The 21,511-nt window shown below is 55.1% G+C and carries 19 protein-coding genes and 1 pseudogene; 10 read left to right on the forward strand and 10 right to left on the reverse strand.

Going from position 1 to position 21,511, the window contains the following annotated elements; translation table 11 throughout:
* Positions 1–7 precede the first annotated feature (7 nt).
* The 4 genes from CWM53_RS12315 to CWM53_RS12330 all read right to left on the reverse strand — a co-directional run bounded on the left by CWM53_RS12315 (position 8) and on the right by CWM53_RS12330 (position 4,260).
* Positions 8–1,087 (reverse strand): phosphotriesterase, encoded by a 1,080-nt coding sequence (locus CWM53_RS12315; RefSeq protein WP_004176149.1) that lies wholly within the window; start codon positions 1,085–1,087, stop codon positions 8–10.
* A 3-nt stretch (positions 1,088–1,090) separates the two neighbouring features.
* The gene (locus CWM53_RS12320) at positions 1,091–2,092 is read right to left on the reverse strand and encodes an ABC transporter permease (protein WP_165785073.1); all 1,002 of its coding nucleotides are present in this window, start codon (positions 2,090–2,092) and stop codon (positions 1,091–1,093) included.
* Positions 2,093–2,110: 18 nt separating this feature from the next.
* Positions 2,111–2,857: an ATP-binding cassette domain-containing protein gene (locus CWM53_RS12325; protein WP_165784150.1), complete on the reverse strand. Its 747-nt coding sequence runs from the start codon at positions 2,855–2,857 to the stop codon at positions 2,111–2,113.
* A 380-nt stretch (positions 2,858–3,237) separates the two neighbouring features.
* On the reverse strand, positions 3,238–4,260 hold the full coding sequence (locus tag CWM53_RS12330; protein ID WP_004190069.1) for a LacI family DNA-binding transcriptional regulator: 1,023 nt from the start codon (positions 4,258–4,260) through the stop codon (positions 3,238–3,240).
* A gap of 345 nt (positions 4,261–4,605) precedes the next feature.
* On the opposite strand from CWM53_RS12330, the gene CWM53_RS12335 reads away from it, so the two are divergent.
* Positions 4,606–5,559, forward strand: coding sequence for a substrate-binding domain-containing protein (locus CWM53_RS12335; RefSeq protein ID WP_074385841.1), 954 nt, complete (start codon positions 4,606–4,608; stop codon positions 5,557–5,559).
* Position 5,560: 1 nt separating this feature from the next.
* Here the strand turns inward: CWM53_RS12335 and CWM53_RS12340 are convergent, their stop codons facing one another.
* Positions 5,561–6,433 (reverse strand): PfkB family carbohydrate kinase, encoded by an 873-nt coding sequence (locus CWM53_RS12340; RefSeq protein WP_100729678.1) that lies wholly within the window; start codon positions 6,431–6,433, stop codon positions 5,561–5,563.
* Positions 6,434–6,459: 26 nt separating this feature from the next.
* Here CWM53_RS12340 and CWM53_RS12345 point away from each other — a divergent pair, with 26 nt between their 5' ends.
* The 6 genes from CWM53_RS12345 (at position 6,460) to CWM53_RS12370 (ending at position 13,403) form a co-directional block, all read left to right on the forward strand.
* Entirely contained in the window at positions 6,460–7,305 is an 846-nt protein-coding gene (locus tag CWM53_RS12345) for a BtpA/SgcQ family protein (RefSeq protein WP_100729679.1), read from the forward strand.
* On the forward strand, positions 7,305–7,949 hold the full coding sequence (locus tag CWM53_RS12350) for a TenA family protein (protein WP_074385844.1): 645 nt from the start codon (positions 7,305–7,307) through the stop codon (positions 7,947–7,949). The genes CWM53_RS12345 and CWM53_RS12350 overlap by 1 nt, the downstream gene beginning before the upstream one ends.
* Before the next feature lie 377 nt (positions 7,950–8,326).
* Positions 8,327–9,937, forward strand: a complete 1,611-nt coding sequence (locus tag CWM53_RS12355; RefSeq protein ID WP_100729680.1) for an ABC transporter substrate-binding protein — start codon at positions 8,327–8,329, stop codon at positions 9,935–9,937.
* Entirely contained in the window at positions 9,915–10,877 is a 963-nt protein-coding gene (locus CWM53_RS12360) for an ABC transporter permease (protein ID WP_100630437.1), read from the forward strand. Before CWM53_RS12355 ends, CWM53_RS12360 begins: the two co-directional genes overlap by 23 nt.
* Positions 10,870–11,733, forward strand: coding sequence for an ABC transporter permease (locus tag CWM53_RS12365; RefSeq protein WP_100729681.1), 864 nt, complete (start codon positions 10,870–10,872; stop codon positions 11,731–11,733). Before CWM53_RS12360 ends, CWM53_RS12365 begins: the two co-directional genes overlap by 8 nt.
* Entirely contained in the window at positions 11,730–13,403 is a 1,674-nt protein-coding gene (locus CWM53_RS12370; RefSeq protein WP_100729682.1) for a dipeptide ABC transporter ATP-binding protein, read from the forward strand. The genes CWM53_RS12365 and CWM53_RS12370 overlap by 4 nt, the downstream gene beginning before the upstream one ends.
* 185 nt (positions 13,404–13,588) lie before the next feature.
* On the opposite strand, the gene CWM53_RS12375 is transcribed toward CWM53_RS12370, so the two are convergent.
* The 3 genes from CWM53_RS12375 to CWM53_RS12385 are packed head-to-tail and all read right to left on the reverse strand — an operon-like array spanning position 13,589 to position 16,787.
* Entirely contained in the window at positions 13,589–15,127 is a 1,539-nt protein-coding gene (locus CWM53_RS12375; protein WP_061154586.1) for a DHA2 family efflux MFS transporter permease subunit, read from the reverse strand.
* Between the two features lie 10 nt (positions 15,128–15,137).
* Positions 15,138–16,316 carry an efflux RND transporter periplasmic adaptor subunit gene (locus CWM53_RS12380; protein ID WP_176713412.1) on the reverse strand — a complete coding sequence of 393 codons (1,179 nt, stop codon included), beginning with the start codon at positions 16,314–16,316 and terminating at the stop codon, positions 15,138–15,140.
* A gap of 15 nt (positions 16,317–16,331) precedes the next feature.
* Positions 16,332–16,787: a MarR family winged helix-turn-helix transcriptional regulator gene (locus tag CWM53_RS12385; RefSeq protein ID WP_008804876.1), complete on the reverse strand. Its 456-nt coding sequence runs from the start codon at positions 16,785–16,787 to the stop codon at positions 16,332–16,334.
* A gap of 420 nt (positions 16,788–17,207) precedes the next feature.
* Here CWM53_RS12385 and CWM53_RS12390 point away from each other — a divergent pair, with 420 nt between their 5' ends.
* The 3 genes and pseudogenes from CWM53_RS12390 (at position 17,208) to CWM53_RS31015 (ending at position 18,972) form a co-directional block, all read left to right on the forward strand.
* Positions 17,208–17,717 (forward strand): HNH endonuclease, encoded by a 510-nt coding sequence (locus CWM53_RS12390; RefSeq protein ID WP_100675588.1) that lies wholly within the window; start codon positions 17,208–17,210, stop codon positions 17,715–17,717.
* Positions 17,718–17,948: 231 nt separating this feature from the next.
* The gene (locus CWM53_RS12400) at positions 17,949–18,602 is read left to right on the forward strand and encodes a LysE family translocator (RefSeq protein WP_042947498.1); all 654 of its coding nucleotides are present in this window, start codon (positions 17,949–17,951) and stop codon (positions 18,600–18,602) included.
* Positions 18,603–18,806: 204 nt separating this feature from the next.
* A pseudogene (locus CWM53_RS31015) lies at positions 18,807–18,972 on the forward strand (hypothetical protein).
* A 453-nt stretch (positions 18,973–19,425) separates the two neighbouring features.
* On the opposite strand, the gene gap reads toward CWM53_RS31015, so the two are convergent.
* Positions 19,426–20,436: a type I glyceraldehyde-3-phosphate dehydrogenase gene (gene gap, locus CWM53_RS12405; protein ID WP_100630430.1), complete on the reverse strand. Its 1,011-nt coding sequence runs from the start codon at positions 20,434–20,436 to the stop codon at positions 19,426–19,428.
* Positions 20,437–20,514: 78 nt separating this feature from the next.
* Entirely contained in the window at positions 20,515–21,495 is a 981-nt protein-coding gene (locus CWM53_RS12410) for a GlxA family transcriptional regulator (RefSeq protein WP_012541721.1), read from the reverse strand.
* Positions 21,496–21,511 lie beyond the last annotated feature (16 nt).

The following is a 21,511-nucleotide window of genomic DNA, read 5'->3' on the forward strand; positions in this document are numbered from 1 at the left end:
TTTCCTTTTATCCGCCAAAGACCCGCTGGGGGTTTCCAATCATTAAGGTTTCAAGTTGTTCGCCGCTGACGCCGTGGCGCCGCAGACGCGGAACAAAATGCTTGAGTATGTAGCCATAACCGTGGCCGCCGTAGCGGGTGAGCATGGTTTTCAGGAAGACGTCCTGCGACAGCAGAATTTGCTGGATATAGCCGTCGTCAATCAGCTCGCGGATCGCACGGGCATTCTCCTCGTCGGAGGGCGACTGCGCCGATTCGTCGGCGTAGTAATAGCTCATGCCGATCATGTCGTATTCGAGAAATGCCCCACGCTGCGCCAGTTCGCGCTGGTAGCGCTTATCGGCAAAGCTGGGATTCATATGGCACAGCACGGTATGGCGCAAATCGGCGCCTTCCTGCTCGAGAATATCCAGCACCCGATGGCCCAGCCGCTCCCAGCCAGGCAGATGGACCTCGATCGGCACGCCGGTCGCGGCGCTGGCCCGACCCGCAGCGCGCAGGGATTTCTCCTCATCCGGCGTAAAGCGGCTGGAGATACCGATTTCGCCGATAAGTCCGGCGAGCACCTCCGGTTTCTCCTCCGCGCCGCCAAGATCGTAAATCAGCCGTTCAGTCAGTTGTTCGACGCTGCTGATTTTTACCCACTCGGGGTGCGAAGGTTCCAGATAGAGCCCGGTCCCCATAATGATGTTCAGACCGGTCAGACGCGCGATGCGCGCCAGCGCTTTCGGATCGCGGCCAATGCCGATATTGGTCGGGTCGACCACCGTTTCTCCGCCAAGGGCGCGATATTTAGTCAGCTCGTCAATCGCAACGTCAACATCAAACAGCTGACAGTTATCGCGGCTCATCAGCGGGTTGAGCGACAGTTCGCCAAGGTTTTCCATTTTCACCGGCATTTCGGCAAGATGGCGATCGCTACAGCAGCAGGGCGGCACCCATTTGCCGGAGGCATCCAGCAGAATATGCTCATGCATCAGGGTAACGCCCATTTCGTTAATCGGCAGCGGGCCAAGCACAGTCATCACGTAACCGCTGCTGACGCCGACCGGCAGCGGGGAGGGATGGCGAAAAATTGATCCTTTCATCAGCTATCCTTTTGCCGCGGAGCGCGTCGGGTTGAGAATGCGGGTGTTCAGCCAGATAGCCAGCAGGATAATGGTGCCGGTGGCTATCTGGGTGTAAAACGGCGAAATATGCGACAGGATCAGCCCGTTCTGAATGACCGCAATCGACAGTGCGCCCAGCAGCGTGCCAATAATAGTCCCGAAGCCGCCAAACAGACTGGTGCTGCCTAGCACAACGGCAGCAATGACCTGCAGTTCAAAGCCTTCGCCCTGGTTGGAGGAGCCGCTGCCGAGGCGTGCGGTAATGATCATCCCCGCCAGCGCGGCGGCCATTCCGCTGATGATATAGACCTTCATGGTCACCGCTTTGGTGTTAATACCGCTGCGTCGAGCGCCTTCGGCGTTGGCGCCGATAGCGGTCACGTAACGGCCAAAGCGCATATGGTTGAGAACGATATGCCCGATCACCAGAATCATCATGCCGATCAGCGCGGGCATAGGGATACCAACTACCCACGCGCGTCCGATAAAGGTAAACAGGCTGTCAGCCGGCACCGGAATCGAGTAGCCCTGGGTGACCAGCAGCGCGATACCGCGAACCACGGCCAGGGTGGCGAGCGTGACGATAAACGCCGGAATGCCTTCACAGGCAATAAAGAAGCCGTTGATGGCGCCAACGAATCCGCCGAGCAGCAGGCCGCCGAGGAGTACCACCGGCCACGGCAGCCCCCAGTTATTCAGGGCGATAGCGGAGAGTGCGCCGACCAGCGCCAGGGTGGAGCCCACCGACAGATCGATACCGCCGGTGGTAATGACCAGGGTCATTGCCGTCGCGACGATCAGCAGCGGGGCGCTCTGACGGATAATGTTGAGCCAGTTGGTGCCGGTGAGAAAGTTGCTGGTGATCAGCGAAAACACCACGCAGCAGAAGACGAAAAAGAGCGCGATGCTGACCACGCCTGAGTGGTTATGCAGCAGGCGGCGCGGCAGCGAATGCTGGATCATGCGTGAGCTGCTTAAGTTCATGATACTCATCCTGTTACCTCAATGTGCTGCCGCAGAGCGGGCGGTGAATTTTTCGCCCACAATCAGGTTAACGATATCGCTCAGGCTGGTGTCGGACACCCGTCTGTCGGCGACGTTGGTACCTTCATACATCACCATGATCCGGTCACAGACCAGGAACAGGTCCTGCAGGCGGTGGGTAATCAGAATCACGCTCACCCCGCGAGCGGAAACGCGGCGAATGAGCTCCAGAACCGCTTCAACTTCCGCGACGGCCAGTGCGGCGGTGGGTTCATCCATAATCAGTACTTTCGGGTCAAAGGCCGCGGCGCGGGCGATGGCAATAGCCTGGCGCTGGCCGCCGGAGAGATTTCGCACCAGCAGGCGCGTATCCGGAATGGAGATCCCGAGCCCTTTAAGCATCTCCCTGGCATCGGCGTGCATTTTGGCCTCGTCGAGAAAGGGGATGCCGAGGAGCGATTTCATCGGCTCACGGCCCATAAACAGATTGCCTGCGACGTCTACCGTGTCGCAGAGCGACAGATCCTGGTAGACCATCTCGATATGGCAACGGCGCGAATCGGCCGGATTCGTAAACTGCTGCTGTTCACCGTCGATACGAATCGTGCCGCTGGAGGGGATCACCGCGCCAGAGAGCACTTTGGTCAGGGTGGATTTCCCCGCGCCGTTATCGCCCACTAAGCCCAGCACTTCGCCCGGGGCCAGCTCAAGGTTGACTCCGCGCAATGAGCGTATCGACCCGTAGGTCTTGGTGATATTGATCATCTCCACCCTTGGCGGGGTAGTTTGTGGCTGCTGCATCTGATAACTCCCATCGCTGTGGCCGGGAAAATGTTCGCCATCCTGCGGGAGGGACTCTACCCGACACGGTTTACAATCTAGTAAACCGGTTTACCTGCGGAGTAGAGCACTCGCCAGTGCAGTCAGGACAAACGCTATGTAAGATATTTGTTCGCCAGTATGAACATTGCAGCATCCGTGCCAGGGCAGGAACCACACAGCAGCCCTGTAACTTAACCTTATGTATTCAATACACTTAATTGAATACAATCCGGTAAACCGGTTTACTGATTATAGTGAATAAATTGTTAATTGATCGTTTTTTGCGCCAAAAGCGGGCGCTTTTGCGCCATTTTGGGACGGGCTTAACAGATCTTGATCGAGTCGCGGCCAATCCATTCAACCGGCAGGCGGGTTTCCGCGGGAATATCCGGATCGTCGTTCAGCAGGCGCATCATGATGTTCACCGCGGTGCGGCCCAGTTCGCGGGCGGGCTGACGGATAGTGGAGATCCGCGGCTGGGTAAAATCGGCATAATTGGCGTCATCGAAGCCGACTAACGAAAGCGCTTCCGGCGCCTGGAGCCCGCTGGCGCGCAAGCCGTCGAGCAGACCGAGCACCAGATAGTCGCTGGCGGCGAAGACGGCGGTAGGGCGAACCGGTTGGCTGAACAGGTACCGCAGCGCCTGCTGGCCAAACTCGCGCTGGTAGTCGCCATACATCACCCATTCGGGCGGCCAGCTCAGGCCCGCTTGCTCCATCGCGGTGCAAAAGCCCTGATAGCGCTCGCGGACGCTCATCAGCTTGTCAGGGCCACCGACGAAAGCGATATGGCGATGCCCGGCGGCGATCAGTTTTTCAGTGGCGATCCGCCCGCCCTGGACGTTATCGGCAAACACTTTCGGTACCTTACTGCCGGGAATATCTTCATCCAGCAGGACAATGCGTTCGTGTCGCTGGACCTCCTTGCGCAGCAGGCCGTTATCGGGGCGGTTGGTGGTGAACAGCAGACCGTCGACCTGGCAGGTATCCAGCCAGCGGATGAACTGGCACTCTTTTTCCGGGTTGTTGCGGGTGATACACAGCACCAGGCTGTAGCCGCTGGCAGAAGCGGCCTCTTCGGCAGCGTCGGCCAGTTCGGCAAAGAAGGGGTTGGTAATATCGGGAAGCACCAGGCCAAGCGTTTCGCTGCCGCCTTTGCTAAGACGGCGTGCCAGGCTATTGCCGCGATAGTCCAGTTCGCGAATGGCGGTTTCGATGCGGTCGATGGTGTCCTGCGGCAGCACAATACTGTTGTTCATATAGCGCGACAGAGTCGCCTTCGACAGCCCGGCCAGCTTTGCCACATCGGATAACAATACGCGTTTTATACTCATTTCCTGCGCCATTTCTGCCAGAATCGGCTATCTGTAACATAGTTAAGCGCGGTGGATACAGCAATTTCTCTGCGCGCAATCACCAAAAATAAATGCTTGACAAATTTTAATCAGCAGAGAATTGTATAGGCAGTTTACCGCATCATCCGGGAAGTCATTCCCAACCCCGTTTAAGTTATTCCAGTCGCGCACCGACACGGACCGGTTGCCGGGATGACATTAAGCAGGTATCCGCCGAACGTTCAGTGATTGTTCTGGCGATATAGACGATATTTGCCCGCCAAAAAAATAATCCTTCTGCGTTCGCATGCGGCGCGGAACTCTGCTGGCTATCAACTATTCCCGACGAGGATACTGATGATGTTATTTCACACCGGAAAACTGCGTTTACTTGCTGTCGCCACGACCATGCTGGCATCAATGAGTTTTATTTCTGCCGCCAGCGCTGCCGGTCCGACTTATGCGCTGGTACAAATCAACCAACAGGCGCTGTTCTTTAATCTGATGAATAAAGGCGCACAGGATGCGGCCAAAGCCAGTGGCAAGGATTTAGTTATTTTTAACTCTAACGATAATCCCGTGGCGCAAAACGACGCGATAGAAAACTATATTCAGCAAGGCGTTAAAGGCATTCTGGTTGCTGCTATCGACGTTAACGGGATCATGCCAGCGGTTAAAGAAGCCGCCGCCGCAAACATTCCGGTGATTGCGATTGATGCCGTATTACCGGCCGGGCCACAGGCAGCTCAGGTCGGCGTTGATAATATTGAAGGCGGCAGAATTATTGGTCATTACTTCGTGGACTACGTGCAGAAAGAGATGGGCGGCCAGGCGCGACTGGGTATTGTCGGTGCGCTGAATTCGGCCATTCAGAACCAGCGGCAGAAAGGGTTCGAAGAGACGCTGAAAAGCAATCCGAAGATTACTATCGCTAACGTGGTCGACGGGCAGAACGTGCAGGATAAAGCGATGACCGCGGCGGAAAACCTGATCACCGGTAACCCGGATCTGACAGCGATTTATGCCACCGGCGAACCCGCGCTGCTCGGCGCTATCGCCGCCGTAGAAAACCAGGGGCGGCAGAAAGATATTAAAGTCTTTGGCTGGGATCTGACGGCGAAGGCGATTTCCGGTATTGACGGCGGCTACGTCACCGCCGTACTGCAGCAGGACCCGGAAAAGATGGGCGCCGAAGCCCTGAATGCGCTGAACAGCATCACGTCGGGTAAAACCGTGCCGAAAACCATTCTGGTTCCGGCGACGGTGGTGACCAAAGCGAACGTCGATTCATACCGTCCGCTGTTTAAGTAGGTCAGCGCGCGCCGTCCGTGGTTAACAGGGCGGCGAGCTCACGGCTGCCGGGAAACGCGCTGAGCGTCCCCCGGCGGCTAACGGTAATGGCGGCAGCGCGACTGGCGTGCGCCAGCGCCAGCGCATCCGGCGCGACGCCGCGCAGCAGGGCAGAGGCCAGCATGACGGCGAGGAACGTGTCGCCCGCGCCGGTAGTGTCAAGCGCCTCGGCGGGCACGGCGGGACAAAACTGACGCAGGCCCTCCTGGACCAGCCAGGCGCCTGCGGCGCCCTGGGTAATCACTAAGGTTTTCACCCCGTATGGCTGGAGCAGCTCGGCCTCGGATTCATTGACCACCGCGATGTCGATGAGCGGCCACAGATGGCAAAAGTCAGGATTGACAGGTGAGGGGTTGAATACCGTCGTCATGCCGCGGCTTTTGGCGTACTGGAACAGCGCCCGCGTTTTATCGAGGGAGAAATTGCCCTGCTGTAGCAGAATATCGCCAGCGACGGTATCCGCCATATGCGGAATAATTTCATCCAGGCTGAATGTATCGGCAGCCGCCGTAGTGGTAATGATGGCGTTGTCGCCATCAGCGCTATTTAAAATAATCGAGGTATCGCTATGTTGATTGAAATGGCCGTCGGGTAGTAGCGTCAGTGGTTCATTTTTTATCTGCTGGCGGATCCACGCGCCGTTGCTGTCATTTCCCGTGGCGGCAATTAAACACGTTTCTATTCCGCAGCGGGATAATATAATCGCCTGGTTCGCGCCTTTACCGCCGATATCCTGCGAAACTTTAACGCCGTGAATGGAAGCCCCTTTTTTCGGTATATCCGAAATGGACCAGGTTTCATCTACGGTAATATTACCAGTAACGTAAACACGCATAGTGTTCCCTTAACAGGATGGATAAGATGGTTGCTATCTCAGCAGAAAAAACGAATGCAATACAAGCTATTTTTTCACGAAGAAAAGCTGTTATTGGTGTTATTCATTGCGACCCATTTCCTGGTTCGCCAAAATATCGAGGAAAATCAGTCCATGATATTGTTGAACGTGCACTTCGCGATGCTGAAAATTATATTTCAGGCGGTGTTCATGGTCTGATTATTGAAAACCATGGCGATATTCCTTTCTCTAAACCTGAGGACATCGGCCATGAAACCTCAGCGCTGATGGCGGTCATTACCGAGAAAGTTCGTGAGCGTTTTGCTGTACCGCTGGGTATTAACGTCCTGGCTAACGCGGCGATCCCGGCAATGGCGATCGCCCTGGCGGGAGGCGCCGATTTCGTCCGCGTAAACCAGTGGGCCAACGCCTATATCGCCAACGAAGGATTTATAGAAGGGGCGGCCGCTAAGGCGCTGCGCTACCGCAGTATGCTGCGCGCTGAACATATTCGCGTTTTTGCCGATAGCCACGTTAAGCACGGTAGCCATGCCATTGTCGCCGATCGTTCGATTCAGGAGCTGACGCGCGATGTCGATTTCTTCGAGGCTGACGCGGTGATCGCCACCGGCCAGCGTACGGGCGATAGCGCCACGATGGCGGAAATTGACGAGATCCGCGCGGCGACGGAACTACCGCTCCTGGTGGGCTCCGGGGTGACGCCGGCTAACGTGAAGCAGATCCTCGGGCGGACTCAGGGGGTCATTGTGGCCAGTACAATGAAGGTCGATGGCGTCTGGTGGAACGATGTTGAGCTGGCCCGGGTGAAGCATTTTATGTCGGTCGCGCAGGCCGCGCTGGAGGAAGCTTAATGGAAGCGTTTAGCGAACGCCTGCTGCGCGAACATCAACCGGCGTGGCAGGCGATGCAGCAGCACCCGTTTGTGACTGATATCGAACAGGATCGTCTGCCGACAGTCGTCTTCAACCGCTATCTGGTGTTTGAGGGCAACTTTGTCGCGACGGCAATCGCGATTTTTGCCCTCGGGGTCAGCAAAGCGCCGGGTATTCAACAGCAGCGCTGGCTGATTGGCGTGCTGAATGCCCTGGTTGATATACAGATCGCGTGGTTTGAACAGGTGTTGTCAGCGCGGCAGATCGATCCCGCTGAGTTCCCGGATGATTTGCCCGGGGTACGGCGCTTTCGCGACGGTATGCTGCGGACCGCCCGCGAGGGCAGCTATGAGCAGATTGTGACCCTGATGTTCGGTGCGGAATGGATGTACTCTTGCTGGTGCCGACGGGCGAGCGAACATTATCAGAGCGATGCTGATTTACGACGCTGGGTGGAAATGCACGCGGAGGACGAATTTTATCAGCAGGCTCTCTGGCTAAAGAACGAACTCGACCGCTGCGCCATGGCGCTGAGTGAAGACGAAAAGCAGGCGTTATCGGCGCTTTACGGCGAGGTGCTGCAGTGGGAAATTGATTTCCATCACGCGGCGTACGAGGAGTAGCCGCGAGGTGGATCACAGGGGGCGCCGGACGCGGCGCCTCCTGAATACGGGTTCTATCTCGACGTTCTGCGTCTTGTTGGCGAAACTTACCATTACCGTTAATGCCGATTCTTATTTCACATTTTTATCTTAATAAAGTCGGAGGGTTAATTTAGCTGCCCTCTGACTCTTTTGAGAGAAATAATGGCGGTAGAGAGTTTATATTATTTTATTTGGAGCCTGTAGCTCGGGGCTCTCTTTTTTCTTTTCTTCCCCCTGAAGCAAAAGCTATTTTCAGAAATCGATATAAATTATCCATCGTTACTCGCCGGCGGCTCTCCCCCTACAATGGACTTTAATTGCAAGATATTTAACAAAAACCAGGCCAAGGATAAGGGATGAAACGAAGCATTTATTCACAGAACAGTTTATTGCGCATCAGTCTGCTTTCCGCGCTAACGCTTACTGCCAGCTTCACCGCTCTCGCGCAGGATAAACCTGTCGCGGGGGGTGTGCTGACGGTCGCTCTGGGCAGCGATACCCCGATTATTGACCCCTCTATTACCGCTTATTCCGTCACCGCTCTGGTTACGCGTAACGTCGTGGATTCTCTGGTCGGCCAGGCGGAAGATAACAGCTTTACTCCATGGCTGGCTGAACGCTGGGAAATTAACAACAATAACCGCGAATACACCTTCCATCTTCGCAAGGATGTGACTTTTAGTGATGGCACGAAACTGGATGCTGCGGCGGTAAAATATAACTTTGAACGCATACTCGATCCGAAAACCACCTCCAGTTACTCCAAATCGTTGTTGGGGCCGATTGACGCGATCACTACGCCAGATGAGTACACCGTGGTGATCCGCTATAAAACGCCTTTCGCACCGCTGCTGCAGGGGCTGAGCTTGCCGTATCTCGGTATTCAGTCACCGACTTATCTGCAGAAAACGGCGAATACCAGCAATACCGTGGTCGGTTCCGGTCCCTATATCCTCGAATCGTTTGTCAAAGGCAGCGGGAGTAAACTCAGCAAGCGCGCCGATTACAACTGGGGCCCGGGCTATGCCACCCACAAAGGCCCGGCATGGCTGGATAAGATCGAATTTAAGTACCTGCCGGAGTCAGCGGTGCGGCTTGGCGCGCTGAATAGCGGGCAGGTACAGGTGATCGATGCCATTCCGCCGGTGAATTATGCGCAGGTAAAAAATAACCCGAAGCTGGATGTGATCACCAGGGAAAACCCCGGCGTTCCACGCGTCCTTTATTTGAATAGCGACACAGGGATCTTCAGCGACCTGAAAGTGCGGCAGGCCTTCCAGAGCGCCATTGATCGCACCACTGCCGTTAAAGCCGCGTTCTTTGGCATCCTGAAACCTGCCGACAATATTCTTGGACCCGCTACGCTGGATTACGATCCGGCCATTGCCAGCCAGTGGGGGTTTGATCTGCAAAAAGCCCGCCGTCTTCTGGATGAAGCCGGCTGGCAGCAAACCGATAGCGAAGGCTACCGGGTCAAGGAGGGTAAACGCCTTACTGTGCAATTTACCTACTCTTCAAACGATGTCGAAGCCGCTGACGTGACGCTGTTCCAGGCAATTCAATACCAGGTAAAACAAGTCGGTTTTGAACTGAAACTCGATCCGGTGGATTCAGGTATTCTCAGCAGCCGCACGGCGGCTAACCAGTACGACATTATCTCTAACTATTTTGTTCGCCCGGAGCCGGACATCCTGCGTACCGTTTTCCACTCCAACTATATTCCGCCGAAGGGGAACAACTTCAGCCGCGTTAAAGCGCTGGATAGCCAACTGGAAACCGCTGTCGGTGCCAGCGAAGCCGAGCGTAAACGCATCTACTATGCCATCCAGCACCAGATTATCGATCAGGCCTGGGCGGTGCCAATTTACATCCCGGCATATCAGTTAGGGAAAGCCAAACAGGTGCAGGGCCTTAGCTGGGCCACGAACGCGAAGCCGAATTTCTATGATGTCTGGATCCAACGCTAAGCTGCTGGCAGCAGGCAAGCGCCTGCTGACCATTTTCGCCGTGCTGTGGGGCGCGGCAACGCTGACCTTTGTTGCGGTAAAACTGATCCCCGGCGATCCTGTGGCGATTCTGATAGGCAGCGCCAACAGCGTTGTGGATGATAATTTTCGCGAGACGCTGACCCGCCAGTTCGGCCTGGATAAGCCACTGTGGTGGCAATATTTGCGCTACTGTGGTGAGGCGCTGACGGGCAACCTTGGCGTGAGTTACCAGTATCGCCAGCCTGTTGTGCAGGTGATTAGCGCAGCCTTGAAAGAGACGGTGCCGCTGGCCGTCAGCGCCCTGGCGCTGGCGCTGGTACTGGCGGTATTTAACGCATTACTGACAGCCGGACGTCATCCGCGTCTGCGGTCTCTGCTTGCCGGCTTGGAGCTGATGCTGCTTAGCACACCGGTGTACTGGATCGGCATCGTGTTGTTGAGCATCTTCAGTTTCAAACTGCAATGGTTTCCGGTGACCGGTAACGATGGCTGGATCGCCCTTGTGTTGCCGGTGGTGACGCTCAGCCTGCCGCTGGCTGCGACACTCAGCCAGGTGCTGCGTGATGGGCTGGAGGAGGCGCTTTCGCAGCCGTTCGCCATGACCGTGCGTACGCGAGGGGTGAGTGAAACTACGCTGCGCTTACGGCATGCGTTGCGCCATGCCTCGCTGGCGGTGTCGACGCTGACGGGGACGCTGCTGGCCAGCGTATTAGGCGGCTCAATTCTGACCGAAACGGTGTTTGGCCGGGCGGGCCTGGGACAAATCACTCTCGGGGCAATCGAGAACCGCGACATGCCTCTGGTGCTGGGGGTGGTGATGTTCTCTGCGCTGTCGTTTGTGGTGATTAACCTACTGATTGATACCCTTTATTTACTGATCGATCCCCGTCTACGTCTGCGAGGGCATGTTGATGAGTGATCTTTTACTGCCGGTGGCCCGCCGCGACAGGGGGCGCTATCGTAACCCGTGGCTGGCGCCGGGTACCAGCATTCCGTTGTTACTGGTGCTACTGCTCGTGGTGGCGGTGTTTTTTCCATCGCTATTCACACCGTACACCCCCGAACAGATGGATTTCAGCGCGATTTTGCAGCCGCCAGACCTCAGACACTGGTTCGGTACCGACCAGTTGGGGCGTGATGTGTTTACCCGCGTGGTGTATGGCACCTCGCTGTCGCTGAGCATTGGGGTCGGCGCGACCCTGATTGCCAGTGCGGGCGGTATTGTGCTGGGGACACTGGCAGGTCTTGCGCCCAGGGCGGTACGGCAGTTACTCGTGCGACTACTGGACATTATGCTGGCGTTCCCCGATTTGCTGTTGGCGCTGCTGGCTATCACGGTGTTGGGGCGTGGGCCAGAGAATACCCTGCTGGCGGTCGGACTGGCCGGCATTGCTGGCTATGCCAGGCTGGTGCGCGCGCAAGTGTTGCAGGTCAGGTTATCGGGGTATGTGCAGCATGCGGTGGCGCTGGGAGAGCCGCCAATGGTGATTATTTTGCGCCATATTGTGCCCAATACGCTGCGCCCGCTGCTGGTACTGGCAACGGTGGGGATAGGGTATTCCATATTATCCGCCTCGGCCCTCAGTTTCCTTGGACTTGGGGTGACTCCGCCGACGGCGGAGTGGGGCGCATTGCTCTCTGAGGGACGTAATTTTCTCGATAGCGCCCCGTGGGTCAGCCTGCTGCCCGCCAGCGTTGTCGCGCTGTCGGTGATTGCCATTACGCTGTTGGGCCGACGTGTTCAAACCCTTATTGCCAAAGGCGGGATCGCATGACTACAGAGACCTTCCAGCAACCGCTGTTACAGGTGGCGCAACTGAGCGTCAGCTTCCCCTCTCCGCAGGGGGGGATTGAGGCGGTTAACGCCTTATCGTTTGACGTGCATGCCGGTGAAGTCCTGGCTTTGGTGGGCGAGTCCGGTTCGGGTAAATCCGTCACGGCCCGGACGCTAGTCGGGCTGGCGGGGGCCGGGGCGGCTGTTCGCGCCGAGTCCCTGATATTGCAGGGGCACGATGGCCTGTCGCAGAACTTACTGGCGTGCGATGCCCGCCGTTGGCAGCAACTACGCGGGCGCGAAATTGGTTTTGTTTTGCAGGATGCACTGACCTCGCTTGACCCGCTGCGCCGGATTGGTCAGGAAGTCGCGGAGCCGTTATTGACGCACCGCCTGGAACGGGGGGCGGCAGTTCGCGAACGCGTGGCGGAGCTGTTAACGCAAACCGGCATCCCCGATCCGCATAACCGGATGGCGCAGTATGCACATGAACTCTCCGGTGGCCTGCGCCAACGTGCGCTCATCGCATCGGCGCTGGCGGCGGGGCCGCGATTACTCATTGCCGATGAACCCACTACCGCACTGGATGCCACCGTACAAAAACAAGTTTTGAATGTATTCAGGGCCCTGGCGGATGCCGGGCATGGCGTGCTGCTGATCACCCATGATTTGTCGGTGGTGGCGGATATTGCCAACCGTGTGGTGGTGATGCGGCAGGGCAAAGCGGTGGAGAGCGGCAAGGTGCGGCAGGTGCTGCATGCACCGCAACACCCTTATACCCGCCGTCTGCTGGCGGCCATTCCCTCTGCCGGCACGCGTGGGAAGTGGTTAACAGGAAACGATCCGCTGGGTCAAACGGTAGTGCGGGAGAACATCAGTACCGACAGCACCACACCCGTGCTGGCTGCCGATAACGTATCACTGGCGTATGTTCTGCCGGATGGCCGTCGCTTGCAGGCCGTCAATCAGGTGACATTAGAGGTCGCGCAGGGCGAAACGCTGGGCATTGTGGGCGAATCCGGTAGCGGGAAGACCACGCTAGGCAAACTGGCGCTGGCGCTGCAGGCACCGCAACAGGGCGAGATCCTTCTCGCTGGGCAACCATGGAGCAGGCTGACAGAACGTCAGCGGCAGCCGTTGCGGGCGCGTATCCAGACGATTGTGCAGGATCCGCTGGGTTCATTTAATCCGCAATATAACGTGGCGCAATTGCTGCAACAGCCTCTGCGCCTGCATACGACGCTCACAGCCGCGGACCGGTTGTCACGTGCGCAGGCGTTGCTGGCGCTGGTTGGTTTAAGTCCCGATCTGTTGACGCGACGTCCGGCCACGCTTTCCGGTGGGCAGCGGCAACGTATCGCCATTGCCCAGGCCCTGGCCTGCGAGCCGGATATTCTGATTTGCGACGAGCCGGTGTCGGCGCTGGATGTCACCACCCAGGCGCAAGTGTTGGATTTATTGGTAGCGTTGCAACGCCGTTTGCATCTGTCAATGCTGTTTATCTCTCATGATCTGGGCGTGGTGCAGCATATGAGTCATCGTATTGCGGTGATGAAAGACGGCGAGGTAGTCGAAAGCGGCAGTGTGGATCAAATTTTTCAGGCGCCACGCCATCCGTGGACTCGACAATTGTTATCAGCTGTTGGGCAGACGCCGCTGCGAAATAACTGAGCAGTAAACGTCAAACACCGTTATCAGAATTGGGGTCAATGTTATTCAACGCTCTTATCATCTGCAGAGCCCGTTCCAGGCGGTCTTACGTGATAAAGGGCAGGGAAGAGGCACTGGCCCGGCGCTCGATAGTACCATCCGTACACAGTGCTCGTTCAGCGAAGTTTGCCTGTGCGAATTTCAGTTTAGTGACCTGTTGCGGGGGCGCCTGGCATACCCGATTTCACGAACGGCGGGCGGGTGAACCAGATGATGATAATCAGCGCCATAAAGCCCCAGCCGAGCACCCAGAAATAGTCGATTGTCGACATCATGTAGGCCTGCTGGGTAACCACCTGGTCAATCATCGCAAGATGCTGCTGCGTCGGGCCACCCATCTTATTTACGTAATCCATAGCCGCCGGGTTGTACTGTGTCACGCTCTCGGTCAGATTCGCGTGGTGGAAAACTTCACGGCGCTGCCAGATCCATGTGGTTAACGATGAGGCAAAGGAGCCGCCGAGTACGCGAAAGAACGTGGCCAGTCCTGAGCCTTCCGCCACTTCGTTACCGTGCAGATTCGACAGCACAATGGTGGTCAGCGGCATGAAGAAGAAGGCCACGCCAATCCCCATAAACATCTGCACGCTGGCGATGGTGCGGAAATCCACGTCAGTATTGAACTGCGCGCGCATCAGACAGGATGCCCCCATTGTCAGGAATGACACTGAGCATAAAATTCGCAAATCCACTTTGGTGGCGTAACGTCCGATAACCGGCGTCAGCACCAGTGGTAAGAAGCCCATCGGCGCAGCGGCGAGGCCAGCCCAGATAGCCGTGTAGCCCATCTGGGTCTGCAACCACTGCGGCAGAATAATGTTGATGGCAAAGAACGCGGCATAGCCCAGCATCAGCGCCAACGTGCCGATGGCGAAGTTGCGGTCTTTGAACAGACGCAGGTTCACAATCGGGTGACGTTCGTCCAGCTCCCACATCACAAAGCAAATCAGGCTGATCGCCGAGACAATAGACATCACGATAATGGGCGTAGAAGAGAACCAGTCTTCGTCGTTGCCCTTATCCAGCACCACCTGCAGTAGGCCCACGCCAAGCACCAACAGCGCGATGCCAATATAGTCGACAGGCGATGACTGCGTTGTTTCTTCACGCATGCGCAGCTGCGACCAGACCACGATAGAGGCGAAAATCCCAATCGGCACGTTGATGTAGAAGATCCACGGCCAGGAGTAGTTATCGGTAAGCCAGCCGCCGGTGATAGGCCCCACGATAGGCGCCACCACGGTCACCATCGACAGCAGCGCCAGCGCCATGCTGCGTTTCATCGGCGGGAAGATAACCAGCAACAGCGTCTGACACATCGGGAACATCGGCCCGGCGAAAAAGCCCTGCAGCGCACGGAAGATGATGAGCTCCGTCATGCTGTGGGCGAAGCCGCACAGAAATGATGTCAGGGTAAAGAACATCACCGAGGCGATAAACAACCGCAGTTGCCCGAATCGGCGGGTAAACCAGCCTGTCAACGGTAGAGCAATAGCGTTACACACCGCAAAAGAGGTGATAACCCATGTCCCCTGATCGGCGCTAACGCCCAGGTTGCCGGAGATAGTCGGCAGCGCCACGTTGGCGATGGTGGAGTCCAGCACCTGCATAAAGGTCGCCAGCGACAAGGCAAGCGTCGCCAGGAACAGGCTGGGGGGCGTAAAGGCTGCCTTCGGCTCTGACATAGCTTCTCTCTTAGCGCTGGGCTACAGCGCTGGTGTTGTCATGAAGGATTTTCGCCACCAGTTTATCGGCTGCTTCCATTGGCGTTTCATACACATCGGTACGGAATCGCGGCTGTTCGACGGTTTTTTGTGGCAGAAGGTGACCACCCTGATTGCGGATATCCACCTCAGCGTTCATCGACAGACCCACACGCAGCGGATGCTTCTGCATGTCATGTGGATCAAGCGTGATGCGTACCGGCAGGCGTTGGACGATTTTGATCCAGTTGCCGCTGGCGTTCTGGGCTGGCAACAGTGAGAATGCGCTACCGGTACCTATGCCGAGACTTTCGATGGTGCCGTGATATTTCACGTTATCGCCATAGAGATCCGCATTCAGCTCTACTTTTTGCCCAATGCGCATGTCCCGCATTTGGCTCTCTTTAAAGTTGGCATCCACCCACACTTCATTCAGCGGCACGATGGCAAGCAGTGTGGTGCCGGAGGTGACGCGCATCCCGAGCTGCACAGCACGTTTAGCGACGTAACCACTGACGGGCGCAACAATGGTGCTGCGGGAGTTATCGAGATAGCGTTGGCGCAGCGTCGCAACGGCGGTTTTGACTTCAGGATGGTTATCCACCACGGTGTCATCAACCATCGCCTGATTGGTTTTAAGCGCTTGCTCTGCAGCCAGTAAATCGCTTTGCGCGCTGGTCACGGCATCACGGTAGTGCGCCAGATCTTCCACCGCAATGGCGCCGGAACTGACAATTTTTTCCCGGCGCACGTAGTCACTTTTCGCTGTTTGCAGGGCTACTTTTTTGGCAGCAACTTGTGCACGGTAGTTGTCGGCGGTGCTGTAGAGGCCACGCACCTGACGCACTGTGCTGGCGAGGCTGGCTTCTGCCTGCTGCAGGGCGATGGCGGTATCGCTTGGGTCCAGCAGAACCAGGGGCTGGCCTTTTTCGACATAATCGCCTTCATCCACGGTCACCTGAGTCACGGTACCGGTGATTTGCGGTGTCAGGGTGACCTGATTTCCGTTGACGTAAGCATCGTCGGTGCTCTCGTAATAGCGGGCGTAAAGCAGATACCAGGCCAGACAGCCTCCTGCCGCGAGGATCAGGATCAGCAATAAAATGGCGAAGTTTCTTGTACGCTTGCCTGGGCGTTTGTCCGAGGGAGGCGCGTTATTTTCCATAGACATAACCGGTGACCTTAATTAGCGATGGGGGGCCGTGAATTCATCGGGCAGCATTTTGATAAGAATATCTGCGAGCTGCCGGGATTCTTCGGGCGTCAGACGCGCCGTTAAGTCCGCGAGGATGGTATTCAGTGCTTCATTCTGAAACGTATTGCACAGCGTCTGACCTTTTGCCGTCAGGGCCAGGATCACCTGGCGCTTGTCGTGCGGATTCGGGCGGCGCTCGACCAGGTCGTTCTTCACCATACGTGCAACCATACGGCTCATTGCCCCGGTATCCATCTGCAGGCTCTTGCAGATTTCTGCCGGGCTGGTGTTACCTTTAAAGATATTAATCAATACCTTAAATTGCGGTGCGGTAATGCCGCTATCGGCAAAGTAATGGCCGATAAGCAGGTCCTTAAACTGGTTTGCCAGATGGAAAAGCAAACCCAGATGCAGGTTTTTATGGGAAGAGTCGATTGGGGTATTCATGATAGCTGCCTGGTCAGTAATTAACATGATAATTACTGCCTGGTCACCAATTGTCAAATTAGGTCAACAAAAAGCACACATATTGACAAATGGAGGAGGGCGATAAGCGTATTACGATCACTCGGACCCGTGATGCCCGCAGACATCAATTTGGATGAGCTCTGTGGTACAGGCCCGACGCGGGCGTGGTTGATGTACGCGCGGCCGTAACTTGCCAGGGATCCATAAAGCAGTTGTGTCATCAGCTGGCGTACTGTCGGGCCAACATCAGCGTAATAGTTCAGATGTCCGGGGCAGGGCAAAGATGAAATTTCCGCTCTGTGCCATGAGCGGACGTTGCTAACAGCGTAGTGTGTTAATCTATAGGGTGCAGGTCAGCTGATCTCTAATCAACTGTTTGAATTCTTGAGGAGCAGTAATATGGCAGTAGTTCCTAGACAAAACGCACCAAGTAAAAAAAAGATCTGGCAGTACTGGATTGACAATGGAATTCAAAGAGGTTTGGATGATACGCGCTATGATAATGCGTGTGATTTCAATGTATGTGTCTGCTGTGGCCGCGAATCCTCAAAATTGGAGAGGGCGCATATTATCCCTCACTCACTAGGCGGAAGTAATGATGTCTCAAATTATATTCTGCTATGCAATAAATGCCATAGAGAAAGCCCAGATATTGCTAATGAATCTGCGCTTATTGAATGGATGAATGAGCAACCTACTGAAATGGAAAGCATGTTAAGACTAATCCAACAGGAAATGGATAAATATAATAAAGAAACTCAAATGGCAGTTAATGAAATTCTTATCAAAGAAATTTTCAGTGAGTTGTTCAAAAAGGCAGGAGCACATGGTGGTAGAATTTCTGATGCAACCAAGGTGTATATTGTTAGGGAAGCTTTGGAAAAAATATTTAGTCAGGCCTCTTTATAAATTAAAATAATTATAGTCATTCAGATTGACCGATCTATTTAATGTTAAGTTTTACTTTGCATTAGATTTAAATTTTCTTTTAAGGAAATGCCCGCTCTTCGCTCATAGCGGACCTTCAACTCAGGTAGCTTGTCTGCTCTGTGCCAAAAGCTGACGCTGCAGTACATTCCGCTTTCGGCTCGAATCGGACTGAGGTAACGTAGCGGAAATATTTTTCCGGACTCCACCACGATGCCTTCTATCGAAACGTTTATAACTTTCCTCCTCGCGCTAACGCTTCTGGAGATCTCTCCGGGGCCAGACATGATGTTGACTATCGCCAGAGGCGTCGGTCAGGGAAGACGTATCGCACTGCTTACGGTACTGGGCAATGTATTTGTAGCGGGTTTTGTGCAAGTTTCATTTCTGGTCCTGGGGCTGGTAACCGTTGTTCATGCCTGCCCAGTCGCGCTAGATCTGTTACGGTGGGCTGGTGCGGCTTATCTGATGTGGCTGGGCATAAAAATGATTGCGACTTCAGGCACAGATACGCGGCTGCGAAAAACTGCCAAAATTTCTGACTGGAGTGCCGTTAAGGAAGGCGCCCTGAACAGCCTGACTAACCCAAAATCCCTGCTGTTCATGTTCGCTTTTCTTCCTCAGTTTGTCGATCCTGCCGCGGGTCCTGTCTGGCTGCAATTGCTTGTTCTGGGTAGTATCCAGAAGCTGGCAGGAATTATTTCCCTGGGGTCAGTCGCGATGGCATCAGGGACATTTGGAAACTGGCTAAGTAAACACCCAGGCTTTATCAAATGGCAGGAACGATTTACAGGCGTTGTCATGATAGGCCTCGGTATCCGCATGTTGTTTAGCGGGTCTGGTGTCGTATCGAAACCTTCCAGTTAAGTTTTACCGAAAGGGTAAAGCCACGATTCCGATTTCACGAAGCGAAGCTGCATCAGGCGACTCGTCACATCGTCGACGTAGACCAGTGCGATGGTGAATCTACGAGTAACTTATCCAGGAGAAAACCTTACAACTTAGTCACCACAATATTAGTGCGCATAATGTATATTATGTTAAATGCATTGTCTTGCTCAATAACGTCGTATGGCTTTTAACAATCACTTCGCCCACTACAGCCTGTTCTCCTACAGTAACTGCCAGGTTAATTCATTCAGGCACACCTGCAGCTTGTACTGTCCAGCATATCTTACTGCCTGTTGCATTTTCTGACCGAGCGCGTCACGGGATGCCAGATGAAATGCTAAGTTGATAGCGCGCAGTCTGTAGTGTGTATCAACCAGGCCTTTATCAGCCACAGACGTGATTCTCAAAAAGGCGCCAGCATCGTTTACGCACTCGAATGGCGAGTTCCAATCGCGTCCATAAACAGAGGCGCCAGCTGAAGTTGAATGGTGTACTGAAGATAAATGGCACCTTCGCCCAACGCAGCCGGCTTCCATGTTGACAGGTTCTGTCGCAACTCCCCTTTCCCTTGAATAGTTTGCGTTGATTAGCTACCACCAGGTAGCAACTGGCCACAACATATCGCAATTCCGTTCATCACCGAAAGCATAAATGCTCTCTCGGGCATTTATGCTTTTATATCGCGGTCAAATAGATTTGTTATGTTTAATCTATGAATGATAATCGTTATCCTTTGTGGCCACTATTCATCCAGCTGAATTGCGTATACTTTTACAGATGAATAAAAATGCACAGTGGATTAGCTTTCACGCTTTGCCATCATCAATGCCAGGTCAACGAGACGATTAGAGAATCCCCATTCATTGTCGTACCACGCCAGAATTTTGACCATATTACCGCCAATCACCAGCGTTGATAGGCCGTCGATAATCGACGAGTGTGGGTCTCCCTGGTAATCGCTGGAGACGAGTGGTTCATCGCTATAACCAAGGATCCCTTTCAAAGGTCCCGTTGCGGCGGCTTCGCGAAAAGCAATGTTCACCTCTTCAACCGTCACATCTCGCTCAAGCGTGACGGTCAGGTCAACAATGGACACCACCGGCACAGGGACGCGTAGCGAGTAGCCCGTTAAACGGCCATCCAGCTCAGGAATAACTTTACCCAGAGCCTTCGCTGCGCCGCTGGAGTAAGGAACAATCGACAATGCTGCGGCGCGAGCCCCGCGCAGATCTTTTTCCGGCTGATCGTGCAGCGCCTGGCTGTTGGTGTAGGCATGGGTGGTGTTCATCAGACCATGTTTAATACCGAAATGCTGGTGCAGGACCTGCGCAGCAGGTGCAAGACCATTGGTGGTGCAGCTTCCGTTGCTTATCACGTAGTGTTTATCCGGGGAGTAGAGGCTCTCATTAACGCCCATCACAATGGTTAAATCATCGTTTTTACCAGGGGCAGAGATAATCACGCGCTTCGCGCCACCGCTGTGGATATGTACAGCTGCCTTTTCACGGTCAGTGAATAATCCTGTAGCCTCAATAACGATGTCGACTTCACGCTGACGCCACGGAATACTCGCCGGGTTGCGTTCACTGAATACGGTAATGGGTTTACCATCAACAACAAGCCCCCCTTCACCAGCGGTGACCTCTGCATCCAGCTTACCGAGCAGCGAGTCATATTTCAGCAGATGCGCCAGCGTTTTGCTGTCCGTCAAATCGTTGATCGCCACAATTTGAATATCCGGATTATCCAGTGCTGCGCGCAGTACATTGCGTCCGATACGGCCAAAACCGTTAATGCCGACCTTTACCATAATTAACTCCTTATCTATTATCTCTGGAGTCAGATTAGGACGGATAGGTTTTGGCGTAAATGACAAAAAAGGATCACTTTACGCCATTTTACGGCAGTGAAATCGTTGACGATATTCACCTGGAGTGAGGTTAAGCTGTTTTTCAAACAATCGTCGCAGGTTAATGCTGCTGCCAAATCCCGTTTGCTCGGCGATACGATCCAGCGTCTCGTTAGTCTGCTCCAAACGCTGCCGTGCGGCGGCCAGGCGGGCTTCCGCGACGTAGCGCGCCGGGGAAGCACCGGTTTCCCGGGTAAAGACGCGGGTGAAATTTCGCGGACTCATGGCGACTTTTTCCGCCAGCTTATCTACGCTGAGGTCGGCGGTGAGGTTTTCGAGCAACCACGCCAGCAGATCGTTAATCGGGCCCTGGGAGGTGGTCTGCTGAAGGTTATAGCGGCTAAACTGTAGCTGGCCTCCGGGTCGACGCAGATACATGACGAAGTCCTGGGCGATATCGCGCGCCAGGCTGAAGCCGTAATCTTCTTCAACCAGCGCCAGCGTAAGATCAAAGCCGGAACTGACCCCGCCAGAGGTCCAGATATGTTCGTCCTGAATATAGAGCGGCCCGCCCTCGACGCGGACCTGCGGGAATTCCGCCTGCATGGTTTCCAGCAGTTTCCAGTGGGTAGTGGCCCGTCTGCCGTCCAGCAGTCCGGTTTGCGCCAGCAGCATCGCGCCGCCGCAAATGGAGGCTATGCGGCGGGCATGGGGAGCGGCAAGGCGCAGCCAGTCAACCACCGCCATCCCTTCCTGCGGGTTTTGACCTCTGCCGGTAATCATGATGGTATCGCGGGGTTCACGCGGGTCAATCTCATGCAGGCGATGATCGGCCAGCAGATTTAAACCGGACTGACCATGGATAACCTGATGCGGTTGAGTTGTCGCTAGCTTGACCTGGTAGCAGATTTCCCGGGCACCTTCCGGGTGCAGGCGGTTGGCCTGCATCAGAATGTCAGCAATACCGGCGGATTCAAACAGCATGCCGCCATCGGGTACAATAATAAGTATCTTTTTCATGTCATGAAAAGTAATC

It is taken from the genome of Klebsiella sp. A-Nf5 (assembly GCF_002810545.1).
Taxonomy (GTDB): domain Bacteria; phylum Pseudomonadota; class Gammaproteobacteria; order Enterobacterales; family Enterobacteriaceae; genus Klebsiella; species Klebsiella variicola.

Excerpts from the sequence above, each read along its gene's own strand:
- gap (WP_100630430.1), bottom strand. The coding sequence starts at position 20,436 with ATGGTAAAGGTCGGCATTAACGGTTTTGGCCGTATCGGACGCAATGTA.
- CWM53_RS12320 (WP_165785073.1), bottom strand. The coding sequence starts at position 2,092 with ATGAACTTAAGCAGCTCACGCATGATCCAGCATTCGCTGCCGCGCCGC.
- CWM53_RS12380 (WP_176713412.1), bottom strand. The coding sequence starts at position 16,316 with ATGTCTATGGAAAATAACGCGCCTCCCTCGGACAAACGCCCAGGCAAG.
- CWM53_RS12350 (WP_074385844.1), top strand. The coding sequence starts at position 7,305 with ATGGAAGCGTTTAGCGAACGCCTGCTGCGCGAACATCAACCGGCGTGG.
- CWM53_RS12365 (WP_100729681.1), top strand. The coding sequence starts at position 10,870 with ATGAGTGATCTTTTACTGCCGGTGGCCCGCCGCGACAGGGGGCGCTAT.
- CWM53_RS12375 (WP_061154586.1), bottom strand. The coding sequence starts at position 15,127 with ATGTCAGAGCCGAAGGCAGCCTTTACGCCCCCCAGCCTGTTCCTGGCG.
- CWM53_RS12370 (WP_100729682.1), top strand. The coding sequence starts at position 11,730 with ATGACTACAGAGACCTTCCAGCAACCGCTGTTACAGGTGGCGCAACTG.
- CWM53_RS12335 (WP_074385841.1), top strand. The coding sequence starts at position 4,606 with ATGATGTTATTTCACACCGGAAAACTGCGTTTACTTGCTGTCGCCACG.
- CWM53_RS12360 (WP_100630437.1), top strand. The coding sequence starts at position 9,915 with ATGATGTCTGGATCCAACGCTAAGCTGCTGGCAGCAGGCAAGCGCCTG.
- CWM53_RS12345 (WP_100729679.1), top strand. The coding sequence starts at position 6,460 with ATGGTTGCTATCTCAGCAGAAAAAACGAATGCAATACAAGCTATTTTT.
- CWM53_RS12340 (WP_100729678.1), bottom strand. The coding sequence starts at position 6,433 with ATGCGTGTTTACGTTACTGGTAATATTACCGTAGATGAAACCTGGTCC.
- CWM53_RS12385 (WP_008804876.1), bottom strand. The coding sequence starts at position 16,787 with ATGAATACCCCAATCGACTCTTCCCATAAAAACCTGCATCTGGGTTTG.
- CWM53_RS12400 (WP_042947498.1), top strand. The coding sequence starts at position 17,949 with ATGCCTTCTATCGAAACGTTTATAACTTTCCTCCTCGCGCTAACGCTT.
- CWM53_RS12410 (WP_012541721.1), bottom strand. The coding sequence starts at position 21,495 with ATGAAAAAGATACTTATTATTGTACCCGATGGCGGCATGCTGTTTGAA.
- CWM53_RS12325 (WP_165784150.1), bottom strand. The coding sequence starts at position 2,857 with ATGATCAATATCACCAAGACCTACGGGTCGATACGCTCATTGCGCGGA.
- CWM53_RS12315 (WP_004176149.1), bottom strand. The coding sequence starts at position 1,087 with ATGAAAGGATCAATTTTTCGCCATCCCTCCCCGCTGCCGGTCGGCGTC.
- CWM53_RS12390 (WP_100675588.1), top strand. The coding sequence starts at position 17,208 with ATGGCAGTAGTTCCTAGACAAAACGCACCAAGTAAAAAAAAGATCTGG.
- CWM53_RS12355 (WP_100729680.1), top strand. The coding sequence starts at position 8,327 with ATGAAACGAAGCATTTATTCACAGAACAGTTTATTGCGCATCAGTCTG.
- CWM53_RS12330 (WP_004190069.1), bottom strand. The coding sequence starts at position 4,260 with ATGGCGCAGGAAATGAGTATAAAACGCGTATTGTTATCCGATGTGGCA.